10 protein-coding genes are annotated in these 12022 nt (G+C 74.2%); 9 read left to right on the top strand and 1 reads right to left on the bottom strand.

Features of this window, described 5'->3' with window-relative positions:
- The first annotated feature begins 59 nt into the window (after nucleotides 1-59).
- The 8 genes from amrb99_RS28735 (at nucleotide 60) to metK (ending at nucleotide 7691) form a co-directional block, all read left to right on the top strand.
- A complete protein-coding gene (locus tag amrb99_RS28735; RefSeq protein ID WP_190861804.1) occupies nucleotides 60-947 on the top strand; it encodes a dihydroorotate dehydrogenase electron transfer subunit in 888 nt (295 codons plus the stop codon).
- A complete protein-coding gene (locus amrb99_RS28730) occupies nucleotides 944-1936 on the top strand; it encodes a dihydroorotate dehydrogenase (protein WP_190861802.1) in 993 nt (330 codons plus the stop codon). The genes amrb99_RS28735 and amrb99_RS28730 overlap by 4 nt, the downstream gene beginning before the upstream one ends.
- A complete protein-coding gene (gene pyrF / locus amrb99_RS28725) occupies nucleotides 1933-2658 on the top strand; it encodes an orotidine-5'-phosphate decarboxylase (protein ID WP_190861800.1) in 726 nt (241 codons plus the stop codon). Before amrb99_RS28730 ends, pyrF begins: the two co-directional genes overlap by 4 nt.
- A gap of 999 nt (nucleotides 2659-3657) precedes the next feature.
- Entirely contained in the window at nucleotides 3658-3984 is a 327-nt protein-coding gene (gene mihF / locus amrb99_RS28720; protein WP_021597647.1) for an integration host factor, actinobacterial type, read from the top strand.
- Nucleotides 3985-4120: 136 nt separating this feature from the next.
- A complete protein-coding gene (gmk, locus tag amrb99_RS28715; protein WP_190861798.1) occupies nucleotides 4121-4669 on the top strand; it encodes a guanylate kinase in 549 nt (182 codons plus the stop codon).
- A gap of 61 nt (nucleotides 4670-4730) precedes the next feature.
- Nucleotides 4731-4985, top strand: coding sequence for a DNA-directed RNA polymerase subunit omega (gene rpoZ / locus amrb99_RS28710; RefSeq protein ID WP_151542026.1), 255 nt, complete (start codon nucleotides 4731-4733; stop codon nucleotides 4983-4985).
- A gap of 124 nt (nucleotides 4986-5109) precedes the next feature.
- The gene (gene coaBC / locus amrb99_RS28705) at nucleotides 5110-6330 is read left to right on the top strand and encodes a bifunctional phosphopantothenoylcysteine decarboxylase/phosphopantothenate--cysteine ligase CoaBC (RefSeq protein ID WP_190861795.1); all 1221 of its coding nucleotides are present in this window, start codon (nucleotides 5110-5112) and stop codon (nucleotides 6328-6330) included.
- Nucleotides 6331-6497: 167 nt separating this feature from the next.
- Nucleotides 6498-7691: a methionine adenosyltransferase gene (gene metK / locus amrb99_RS28700; RefSeq protein ID WP_190861793.1), complete on the top strand. Its 1194-nt coding sequence runs from the start codon at nucleotides 6498-6500 to the stop codon at nucleotides 7689-7691.
- 372 nt (nucleotides 7692-8063) lie between these two features.
- On the opposite strand, the gene amrb99_RS28695 is transcribed toward metK, so the two are convergent.
- Nucleotides 8064-9734 carry an MFS transporter gene (locus amrb99_RS28695; protein ID WP_347256908.1) on the bottom strand — a complete coding sequence of 557 codons (1671 nt, stop codon included), beginning with the start codon at nucleotides 9732-9734 and terminating at the stop codon, nucleotides 8064-8066.
- A 151-nt stretch (nucleotides 9735-9885) separates the two neighbouring features.
- Between amrb99_RS28695 and amrb99_RS28690 the strand changes: the two genes are divergently transcribed.
- A complete protein-coding gene (locus amrb99_RS28690) occupies nucleotides 9886-11982 on the top strand; it encodes a primosomal protein N' (RefSeq protein WP_190861791.1) in 2097 nt (698 codons plus the stop codon).
- Nucleotides 11983-12022 lie beyond the last annotated feature (40 nt).

Genomic DNA, 12022 nt, shown 5'->3' with positions numbered 1-12022 from the left:
GCGCGGGCGGGGCCGGTGGTCCCGCCCGCGCGGCGAACGCGACGAGGAGAGGGAGACGGGTGTCCGACACGCCGGTGCAGACGTCGGCGACGGTCCTCACGGTCCGCCAGGTGCAGGACTACCACGCGATGACGCTGGTGGCGCCCGCCATCGCCGAGCGGTTCCGGCCCGGCCAGTTCGTGGCCGTCGCCGTCGGCGGCGAGCACACCGCCCGGCTGGTCCGCCGCTGCTTCGGCGTCCACCAGGTCCAGTCCGACTACGGCGGCACCGTCGAGGTCGTGTTCGCCGACACCGAGCCCGGCACCGGCTGGCTCGCCGGCCGCCGCTCCCGCGACCAGCTCGACCTGCTCGGCCCCCTCGGCCGCCCGTTCCGGCTGCCCCGCGACCCCGTCAGCTGCCTGCTGGCCGCCGGCGGCCCCGGCGGCGCCTCGGTGTTCGCGCTCGCCGACACGCTGCTGCGCCGCGGCTGCCAGGTCCACTTCGTGCTCGCCGGCCCGTCCGCCCGGCAGGTGTTCGGGTCCCGGATGGCGCAGCGCATCGGCGACTCCGCCACCGTCGTCACCGAGGACGGCTCGCTCGGCGAGAAGGGCACGATGCGGGACGTGCTGCCCCGCGTCGTCCAGGAGACCGGCGCCGACGTCGTCTACGCGTGCGGGCCGACCGGGCTGCTGCGCTCGGTCACCCGGATCGCCGGCGAGTTCGGGCTGCCGTCCCAGGTGTCGGTCGAGGAGTTCCTGCAGCGCACCGGCGCCTGCGGCATCGGCGTCTGCATGACCTGCATGCTGCCCGTGCACGGCGACGACGGCGTCACCCGCATGGTCCGCGCCTGCGCCGACGGGCCCGTCCTGCGCGGCGACCGCGTCCGCTGGGGCGACCTCGGCACCATCCCGTTCGACGCGCTCGGCGCCCCGCGCGTCCTCAGCGTCACGGAAGGAGGCTCCAAGTGAGCGACCGCGCGAGCGGCCGGGTGAGGACCGCCCTCGGCGCCCTGGAGCTTCCGAACCCCGTCCTGACGGCCTCCGGCTGCGGCGGCACCGGACGCGAGCTCGCCCAGTTCTTCGACCTCACCCGCCTCGGCGCGTTCGTCACCACCTCGGTGATGTCCCAAGCGCGCGCGGGACGCCCGACCCCGCGCGTGACCGAGACGCCCAGCGGCCTCCTCACCGCCATGGGCCTCCCCGGACCCGGCATCGAGACGTTCCTGGAACGTGACCTTCCCTGGCTCATCGAACAGGACGTCCGCACCATCGTGTCCATCGCCGGCAACAGCGTCGAGGAGTTCGGGGACCTCGCCCGCCGGCTCCGCCACGTCCCCGGCGTCGCCGCCATCGAGGTCAACGTCGCCTGCCCCAACGTCGAGGACCGCGGCCGCATGTTCGGCTGGCACCCGTCCGCCGCCGCGTCCGTGCTCCGCGCCGTCCGCGCCGCCGCCCGGCCCGGCACCCCGATCTTCGCCAAGCTCGCCCCCGACGTCACCGACATCGTCGGGATCGCGCTCGCCTGCGTCGACGCCGGCGCCGACGGCCTCACCCTGATCAACACCATGGACGGCATGGCGATCGACCCGCACACCCTCCGGCCCGCCCTCACCGGCGTGTCCGGCGGCCTGTCCGGGCCCGCGATCCGGCCCGTCGCCGTCCGCTGCGTCTACCAGGTGCACGCCGCGCTGCCCACCACGCCGATCATCGGCGTCGGCGGCATCGCGACCGGCCTCGACGCGCTCGAGTTCATCCTGGCCGGCGCGTCCGCCGTCGCCGTCGGCACCGCCCTGTTCCACGACCCCGCGGCCGGCCCCCGCGTCCTGCGCGAGCTGGACGAGGCCCTCGCCGCCCGCCGCATCGGGCGCCTGGCCGACGCCGTCGGGCTCGCCCACAAGCCCGCCGGCTACGTGCCGCCCCAGGTGCGGCCCCAAGAGCCCGAGAAGGAGAAGCTGTGACCGCAGCCCCCATCGCCGTCGCGCTGGACGCGCCCGACCTGGACACGGCCGCGCGCTGGGCCACCCTGGTCACCCCGCACGTCTCCACCGTCAAGGTGGGCCTCGAGCTGTACCTGCGGTACGGCCCCGACGTCGTCGCCAGCGTCCGCGGCGCCAGCCGCGTCCAGGTCTTCCTGGACCTCAAGCTGCACGACATCCCCGCCACCGTGCGCGGCGCCGCCCGCGCCGTCGCCCGGCTCAAGCCGGCCTACCTCACCGTGCACGCCGCCGGCGGCCCCGCCATGATCCGCGAGGCGGTCGACGCCGCCCCCGCCACCAAGATCGCCGCGGTGACGGTGCTGACCTCCCTGGACGAGGCCGACCTGCGCGCCGTCGGCGTCGAGGGCCCCGCGCCCGACGCCGTCCGCCGCCTCGCCGCCCTCGCCGTCGGCGCCGGCGCCCAGGCCCTCGTCTGCTCCCCGCAGGAGGCCGCCGCCGTCCGCGCCGAGGTCGGCCCCGACATCACCCTCATCACCCCCGGCGTCCGCCCCGCCGGCGCCGACACCCAGGACCAGGCCCGCGTCGCCACCCCCGAGGCCGCGCTCGCCGCCGGCGCCGACCTCCTCGTCGTCGGCCGCCCCATCACCGCCGCCCCCGACCCCGGCGCGGCCGCGGCGGCGATGGCGGCCACGCTCAGGAAGTTCCCGGGGGAGCGACCCCCCGGAGCCCCCCGTCACGGTTGAGGGGCTGTTTCCCGCTCCGCTGGCGCTCCGCGCGAAACAGCCCCTCAACCGGCGGGCAGGCCCGCTGCGCTCGCTGCACTCGCTCCGCGTGCCTGCCCGTGGCGGTGGCCGGGGTCTGGCCTTCCGCGGCGGTGCTCAGCCGGGTTCCACGTCGTGGGGGCTCGGCCCTTCGCGGTGGTGCTCGGCGGGATTTCGCGTCTTGGCGGTAGCGGGGCCGGTCCTTCGCGGCGGTGCTCAGTCGAGTCCGCGGACGAGGTGAGGGGCGGCGGGATTGGGACGCGGGGGATGGATTTGGTTTTGGGGGTGGATTTAGCGCGGTGTTCTTGGGCGTGCGGGAGTGCGCATTGTCGTTTTACTTCGCTCGCGAATGCCGGGCCGGGGATCCGCAAAGCGATACGGGGGGACGGCGAAGTCGGTTCGACCCGATTCGCGGTCCGGGGACGCCCGCGGGGTCCGGACGGGGCGTCCGGGCGCACGAGGGGAGGCGGGCGTGCGCGGGATGGGAGCTGGGAGTGCGGGAGGAGGCGGCTCCGGTCTGCTGAACGATCTTGGCGGGTGTGCTGTCGAGGATGGCAGTTGCGGTGCGCCCGCGACGTGCGGAACGGCCCGGCGTGACGAGCGTCACTCGGTCGGGACGGGTTGTGGGGGACTTCACACCGGGCCCTCGCGGGGGGCCGGATCCCGGCCGGCGGGGGGTGGCGGGATCATGGTGCGGAGGCCCCCGGAGGGAGCGGACCGCCGCGCCGGGGCGGTGCCGAGTGCCGTAAATCGGGGCAGAAAGGGCGGATTTTCACGATCATGCGAAAGTCCCAGCAAGGCAAGGGGATGCGCCTCCGGAGGGTCCAAGTCGAGTACACTCTGTATTCAGGACACTCCAGGGAGTGATTTTCGTGATTTTGTGGCGGGCTAAACGGCACTTCACGTTGCCTTATGGGGCGTGAACTCGCTAGTTTCCCAACCCGTCCGACTCCGTCGAGTGGAAACCTGAGGTGACCCGGCGTGGCTCTTCCGCCCCTAACCCCCGAACAGCGCGCCGCAGCCCTGGAGAAGGCTGCCAAGGCTCGCAAGGAGCGGGCCGAGGTTAAGAACAAGCTCAAGCACGGGGGGACCTCGCTGGCCGAGGTTCTCAAGGAGGGTCAGTCCGACGACGTCATCGGGAAGATGAAGGTGTCGGCCCTCCTGGAATCGCTGCCCGGTGTGGGCAAGGTCCGTGCGAAGCAGATCATGGAGCGCCTGGGCATCGCCGAGTCCCGCCGCGTGCGGGGCCTCGGCGCCAACCAGCGCGCCTCCCTGGAGCGTGAGTTCGGCGGAAGTGCGAACCGCTGACGCGCGACTCACGGGCGGGCGCGGTGGCGAGGCCGCCGCGGCCGGGTCCGGGCTCTCCGGATCCGGCACCATCTCGCCCGGTTCCGGCGCACCCATCACTGCGCCGGAGGGCTCCGAACAACCGCATGGCCCGCTCATGTCCCGCCTGACGGTCCTGTCCGGACCGTCGGGCGTCGGCAAGAGCACGGTCGTCGCCGAGATCCGGCGCTCACACCCCCGGGTGTGGCTGTCGGTCTCGGTGACCACCCGGGCCCCCCGCCCGGGTGAGACCCACGGTGTGCAGTACTTCTTCGTCGACGACGCCGGTTTCGACCGGCTCGTCGCCGAAGGGGAGCTGCTCGAGTGGGCCGAGTTCGCGGGCAACCGCTACGGCACCCCGCGCCGGCCCGTGGAGGAGCGCCTCGCCCGCGGCGAGCCCGTCCTCCTGGAGATCGACCTGCAGGGCGCCCGGCAGGTCCGCGAGACGATGCCCGGGGCGCGCCTGGTCTTCCTCGCGCCGCCCAGCTGGGACGAGCTGGTCCGCCGCCTCACCGGCCGCGGCACCGAGCCGCCCGAGGTGATCGAGCGCCGGCTGGACGCCGCCCGCGTCGAGCTCGCCGCCGAGAAGGAGTTCGACGTCACCCTGGTGAACACGTCCGTCCAGGACGTGTGCGACGAGCTGCTAACCTTGATGGCTGGTCGTTAGTGTCGGCGACCGCCGTGACGGCGGCCGGCACCGCAGTGAATCACTAGTGGAAGGCCACGGAGTGGCAGCCAGCAGCGAAGGCATCACCAACCCGTCGATCGACGAGCTCCTCGAGGTCGTCGAGACCAAGTACGGCCTCGTGAGCATCGCGGCCAAGCGCGCCCGGCAGATCAACGCCTACTACGCCCAGCTCGGCGAGGGCCTGCTGGAGTACGTCGGCCCGCTCGTCGAGACCCAGGTGCAGGAGAAGCCCCTGTCGATCGCGCTCCGCGAGACGCGCGAGGGCCTCCTCAACGCCGAGCCGATCGAGGGCTGAGCGCCCCGGTCCGGGTGAGGCGGCCCGCCGTGCCGGCGGGCGGCCCCGCCGATGCCCCCGGAGCGCCGCCCAGGCGGCGACCCCGGGTGCGACCGGTTCCCGGGCCTGATGGGACAGTGTCCGCATGACCTCCCGTAAGCCGCGCGTCGTCCTCGGTGTGAGCGCCGGGATCGCCGCGTACAAGGTGTGCGAGCTGCTGCGGCGGCTCACCGAGTCGGGTCACGACGTCACCGTCGTCCCGACCGAGGACGCGCTGCGCTTCGTCGGCGAGCCGACCTGGGCGGCGCTGTCGGGCAACCCCGTCTCCACCGCCGTGTGGGACGGGGTCGCGCAGGTCCCGCACGTCCGCCTCGGGCAGGGCGCCGACCTGGTGTTCGTCGCCCCCGCCACCGCCGACCTGCTCGCCCGGGCCGCGCACGGCCTGGCCGACGACCTGCTCACCAACACCCTGCTCACGGCCCGCTGCCCGGTGGTGTTCGCGCCCGCGATGCACACCGAGATGTGGGAGCACCCGGCCACCCGGGCGAACGTCGCGACGCTCCGCGAGCGCGGCGCGATCGTGGTGGAGCCCGCGTCCGGCCGGCTGACCGGCAAGGACACCGGCCCCGGCCGGCTGCCCGACCCCGCCGAGCTGTTCGAGGTGGCCCGGCGCACGCTCGCGCGCGGAAGCGCGGACCGCGACCTCGCCGGGCGGCACGTGGTGGTGTCCGCCGGCGGCACCCGCGAGCCCCTCGACCCCGTCCGGTTCCTCGGCAACCGCTCGTCCGGCCTGCAGGGGTACGCGCTGGCCCGCACCGCGGTGGCCCGCGGCGCGCGGGTGACGCTCGTCGCGGCCAACGTGGCGCTGCCCGACCCGGCCGGCGCGCGCGTCGTGCCGGTGGGGTCCGCCGAGGACATGCGCAAGGCCGTGCTGGAGGCCGCGGGCGACGCCGACGCGGTGGTGATGGCCGCCGCCGTCGCCGACTTCCGCCCGGTCGACTACCGCGACTCGAAGATCAAGAAGACCGAGGGGGGCGAACCGGAGCCGATCCGGCTCGCCAAGAACCCCGACATCCTGGCCGAGCTCGGCGAGCGCCGCCGCGCCGGGCAGGTGATCGTCGGCTTCGCGGCCGAGACCGACGACGTGCTCGCCAACGGCCGCGCCAAGCTCGCCCGCAAGCGCAGCGACCTGCTGGTCGTCAACCAGGTCGGGGCGGACCTCACCTTCGGCCGCCCCGACAACGCCGCGGTGATCCTCGGCGCCGACGGGTCGAGCACCGAGGTCGAGCGCGGCGCGAAGGAGGCCCTGGCCGACGTCGTCTGGGATCTGGTCGCCGCGCGCCTTGATCCCCTGCCCGCGGATTGACCGGAGGCTGCCCGACCGCGACCAACGCCATACCGGCGTCCGGAGCCGATCCCGCTAGACTGCGGGCTTACCACCCTTGAACGCCCGTGCGGGGAGGTCCCCGCCGAACTCGATGACATATCCGTCCTGCGACGTCAGTCAGCAGCCGCTGCAAGGAGTTCACGTACGTGTCTCGCCGCCTGTTCACCTCCGAGTCCGTCACCGAAGGACACCCGGACAAGATCGCGGACCAGATCAGCGACGCGATCCTCGACTCGATGCTCAAGGACGACCCGAAGAGCCGGGTCGCCGTCGAGACGATGATCACGACCGGTCAGGTGCATGTGGCCGGTGAGGTCACCACCGAGACCTATGTGGACATCCCCGGCGTCATCCGGGAGAAGATCCTCGAGATCGGCTACGACTCGTCCAAGAAGGGCTTCGACGGCCACTCCTGCGGCGTGTCGGTGTCCATCGGCGCGCAGTCGCCCGACATCGCGCAGGGCGTCGACGACGCCTACGAGACCCGCGAGGGCGAGGGCGTCGACGACCTGGACCGGCAGGGCGCCGGCGACCAGGGCCTGATGTTCGGCTACGCCACCAACGAGACCCCCGAGCTGATGCCGCTGCCGATCACGCTGGCGCACCGGCTCGCGCAGCGGCTGTCCGCGGTCCGCAAGGAGGGCACCGTCCCCTACCTGCGCCCGGACGGCAAGACCCAGGTCACCATCGAGTACGACGGCGACCGCGGCGTCCGCCTCGACACCGTCGTGGTGTCCAGCCAGCACGCTCCCGACATCGACCTGAAGGAGCTGCTCGCCCCGGACGTCAAGGAGCACGTCGTCGACCCGGTGCTCGCCCAGTTCGACCTGGAGACCGACGGCTACCGGCTGCTGGTCAACCCGACCGGCCGCTTCGAGATCGGCGGCCCGATGGGCGACGCCGGCCTCACCGGCCGCAAGATCATCGTGGACACCTACGGCGGCATGGCCCGGCACGGCGGCGGCGCGTTCTCCGGCAAGGACCCGTCCAAGGTCGACCGGTCCGCCGCGTACGCGATGCGCTGGGTCGCCAAGAACATCGTCGCCGCGCAGCTCGCCGACCGCGCCGAGGTCCAGGTCGCCTACGCGATCGGCAAGGCCCACCCGGTCGGCGTGTTCGTCGAGACGTTCGGCACCGAGAAGGTCGCCCCGGAGAAGATCGAGAAGGCCGTCGCCGACGTCTTCGACCTGCGTCCCGCCGCGATCGTCCGCGACCTCGACCTGCTCCGCCCGATCTACTCGCAGACCGCCGCGTACGGCCACTTCGGCCGCGAGGAGCCGGACTTCTCCTGGGAGTCCACGGACCGCGCCAAGGACCTGGCCTCCGCCGCCGGCCTCTGACGAGCCGTAAGCGTCCCTGACGCGCGGAAGGGCCCTGGAGCACCTCCAGGGCCCTTCCGCATGCCTGAGCCGTTTCTGACCGCTCTCAGCCCCGCCCGCGCTCCTCCGAGCCGCACAGCGACGACCAGAGGCTCCGCAAGGGCCTTCGGAGTGTTCATCGTGCCGCCCGCCCCTGTGGTCGAAGGCGGCCGCACGCCGATCAGCGAGCGGGCTGGGAAACCATCCGACAGCCTCAGCCGTCGCGCGAGCGCGTTATCTGACCGGTGGGGCGAAGCCGGAGGCGAGCCCCACCGGGAAGCTCGCGAAGCGAGTTCGCGCTCGCCGAAGACCAGTCAGGGGCCGAGCCGCTAGGCGAGGGCCCTGGGCTGGGATTCAGCCAACACAGTGGTTGCCGCGGTGGAGGCCGTAGTGGGCGGCGATGGTGTAGTGGCCGGGGCCCTTGGTGTTCATCCGGACGAAGTCGCCGGCGCGGGCGAGGCAGGCGTCGCCGCCGGTGACGCTGAGCCAGGGGGACCAGGAGACGCGGACGAGGACGGAGCCGGCCGACGGCATCTCCACGGTCAGCTCGCCGGAGTCGAGGGTCTGGACGGTCGCGGGCGGGTCGACGAGCGGCGTGGGGTAGGCGACGCGGTAGAGCCGCCAGTGCTCGTCGTGCCAGACCTCCGCGAGGTACGGCTGGCCGGCCTTGACGAGCGCGGCTTCGCCCTTGCCGGACCAGTCGGCCTCCTGCTCGGGGAGCACGACGTACTGGACGGCCCATTTCTGCAGCCAGTCGTGGTAGCTGGCGGCGGTGAGGGCGCCGTCCTTGTAGAAGAGCCCGTGGCGTTCGGCGTCGACCTGGCGGTTCCAGCCGCGCGCGAGGATGAAGTGGCGGCTGAGGCCGGCGGCCTCCCAGTGGGAGCGGAGGGGGACGACCTCGATGCGGGTCCGCTGGGCGCCGAGGGCGTGGAGTTCGTCGACGAGGCCCTGGGCGTTGGCGGCGGCGGACGCGGCGGGGGTGGTGTGGACGAGGTCCTCGATGGGCTTCACGACCTGCCATGAGCCGGTGACGATGAACGCCAGGGACAGCACCGCGATGCGGACGCGGCCGTGTGCGCGCGCGACGGCGGACAGGCAGAACATCGCGCCGAAGACCAGCGAGAGGCGCTCGACGTTGCTGCCGACGGGGGACGGGATCGCCCAGGTGAGCAGGATGCCCAGCAGGTAGACGCCGGCGCCGACGCGGACGAACCGCCAACTCGGCGGGGCGAAGACGAGGATCGCGACGACGCTGATGATCGCCCACAGCACGATCGCGGTGAAGTCGATCGGCTGGACGCCGTTGAAGGGGAACAGCAGGCTCGTCGTGCCGACCACGACGGGCATGCCGATCGCGACGGAGACGCCGGCGCGGCGCCGTCCGGTGAGGAAGAGCGTGGCGGCGAGGACGAGCAGGAACAGGCCCGCGACGGGGCTGGACGCCGTGGCGAGCAGGCCGAGGCCGACCATCCCGGCGAAGCGGAGCGCGGGCGTGCCGCGCGGGGTGAACGCGACGTGCACCGCCATCAGCGCGAACATGAGGCCGAGGCCGAACGTCACGCGGCCGGAGGCGGTGTTGCACGACAGCGCGAACGCGGCCCAGAGCGCGGCGGGCAGCGCCATGGGGGCCTTGAACCGCCTCAGGAGGTGCGCGGTGAGCCCCGCCGAGACGGTGCCGGCGACCACGGCGACGGTCCGGATGCCGAACAGCGCCATCAGGTACGGGGACAGGAGGCTGTAGGAGGCGGGGTGCATGCCGCCGTACCAGGCGAAGCTGTAGGCGGCGGTGGGGTGCTTCCAGGCGAAGTCGGTCCAGGCGGCCTGGGCGGCGAGGTCGCCGCCCTCGGTCGCCAGGTACAGGGCCCAGACCAGGTGCATGACGGCGGCGGCGACCGTGGCGGCCACGACGGGGTTGCGGGGGTTGGTCCACCGCTTCCACCAGGACGCGCCGGGGCGGCCCGGGCGGGCCGATGACCCGGCCCGGGTCCGGGCGTCGGTCAGCTCTGGAGAATGCGCTGTGGTCACATCGCCTGCACGTGCTCGTCGGACGGCGGGAGCGCGAAGGGCGTCGGGCGACCCCGCTTGTTCGCGGATCGGCCTGATGCGCGCCCCGTTCAAACGGACCACACCTTAGCGCGCGCCGCTGACCGTCGGGCTGATCTGGTAGGACGGGGACGTGACCGAGGACGGAGGCGGGGCGGACCTGATCCCGGGCCTGGACGACGTCCCCAGAGTGCCCGCGGGCAAGGCGCGGCAGGCGACGGCGGCGGCCGGCAGGGGCGGCGGGAAGGCCCCGAAGAAGGGGGCGCGGCGCCCGGCGGAGGAACGGCCCGTCGCGCGTGTCGCCGTCGACATGTCCCTCCCGCATCTGGACCGCCCGTTCGACTACCTGGTCCCGGTGGAGCTCGACGCGAAGGCCGTGCCGGGGTGCCGGGTGCGGGTGCGGTTCGCGGGGCAGCTCGTCGACGGGTTCCTGCTGGAGCGGGTCGAGGAGAGCGGCCATGACGGGAAGCTCCTGTACCTGGAGCGCGTGACGTCCCCGGAGCCCGTCCTCACCCCGGAGATCGCCTCGCTCGCGCGGGAGGTCGCCGACCGGTACGCCGGGACGTTCGCGGACGTGCTGAGGCTCGCCGTCCCGCCGCGGCATGCCCGCGTGGAGGGCGAGGCCGTCAAGGACGAGACCGGCGAGCCGCCGGCGGCCGGGCCGGACGAGGGCGAGAACCCCTGGCTCGAATATCCGGCGGGCGTGTCGTTCCTGACGGCGCTGGCGGAGGGCAGGGCGCCGCGGGCGGTGTGGACGGCGCTCCCGGGCCCGGAGTGGGCGGCGGCCATCGCGCGGGCCGTGGCGGTGACGCTGCGCGCCGGGCGCGGCGCCCTCGTCGTCGTGGCGGACGGCCGCGACGTGGCCCGGGTCGACGCGGCGCTGTCCGCGGAGCTGGGGGAGGGGCGGCACGTCGCGCTGACGGCGGAGCTGGGTCCGGCCGAGCGGTACCGGCGGTGGCTGGCGGTGCTGCGGGGGAAGGCGCGGGCGGTGGTCGGGACGCGGGCCGCGATGTTCGCGCCGGTCGCCGATCTGGGCCTCGCCGTGCTGTGGGACGACGGCGACGACGTGCACGCCGAGCCGCACGCCCCCTATCCGCATCCGCGTGAGGTGCTGGCGCTGCGCGCGCACCGGGCGAAGGCGGGCGCGCTGATCGGCGGGTTCACCCGGACGACGGACGCGACCGTGCTGGTCGAGACGGGATGGGCGCATGCCCTGGCCGCCGACCGGGCGCGGGTGCGGCGGGCGATGCCGCGCGTCCGGTACGTGGGGGAGGACGCGCAGCTCGCCCGGGACGCGGCGGCGCGCACGGCGCGGCTGCCGAATCTGGCGTTCGAGGCGGCGCGGCGCGCGCTGGAGGACGGGCCGGTGCTCGTGCAGGTCCCCAGGCGCGGTTACGTGCCGGGCATCGCGTGCGGGCGGTGCCGTACTCCGGCGCACTGCGTCGCCTGCCAGGGGCCGTTGGCGTTGTCGTCGTCGCACGCGGCTCCCTACTGCCGCTGGTGCGGCCGTATCGCGGGCGACTGGCACTGCCCGGAGTGCGGCTTCTTCCAGGTGCGGGCGATCGTCGTGGGCGCGAAGCGCACGGCGGAGGAGCTGGGCCGGGCGTTCCCCGGCGTGCCGGTGCGGACGTCCGGGCGGGAGGCGATCCTGGAGCGGGTCGGACCGGAGCGGGCGCTGGTGGTGTCGACGCCGGGTGCGGAGCCCCCGGCCGACGGCGGCTACACGGCCGGGCTGCTGCTGGACGGCTGGGTGCTGCTGGGGCGGCCCGATCTGCGGGCGGGGGAGGAGACGCTGCGGCGGTGGATGAACGCGGCGGCGCTCGTCCGCCCGGAGGGGCCGGTGGTGGTGGCGGCCGAGGGCGCACTGCCGGCCGTCCAGGCGCTCGTCCGGTGGGACCCGGTCACCTACGCCGAGCGGGAGCTGGCCGAGCGCCGGGAGGCGGGGTTCCCGCCGGCGGCGCGGATGGCGTCGCTGACCGCGACCCCGGCGGCGATCCGGGAGCTGCTGGCGGACGCGCGGCTGCCGGACGGGGCGGAGGTGCTCGGGCCGGTGCCCGTGCCGAGGCAGCCGGGTGCGGAGGGGCCGGAGAAGGAGCGCGCCCTCGTTAGGGTGCCGCGCGCGGCGGGGCCCGCGCTCGCGCGCGCGCTCAAGGAGGCTCAGGGCGTCCGCAGCGCGCGCAAGGCGACCGAGACCGTCCGCGTCCAGATCGACCCCCTCGAACTCATCTGATCCCGGCGAGGGCGTCCGTCCCGGAGCGGATCGCGGCGGC

The organism is Actinomadura sp. RB99, from assembly GCF_014706005.1.
In the GTDB taxonomy this organism is placed as follows: Bacteria; Actinomycetota; Actinomycetes; order Streptosporangiales; family Streptosporangiaceae; genus Spirillospora.
Note: the sequence above shows the minus strand (reverse complement) of the source record. Positions and strands in the feature narration are given on the sequence as shown.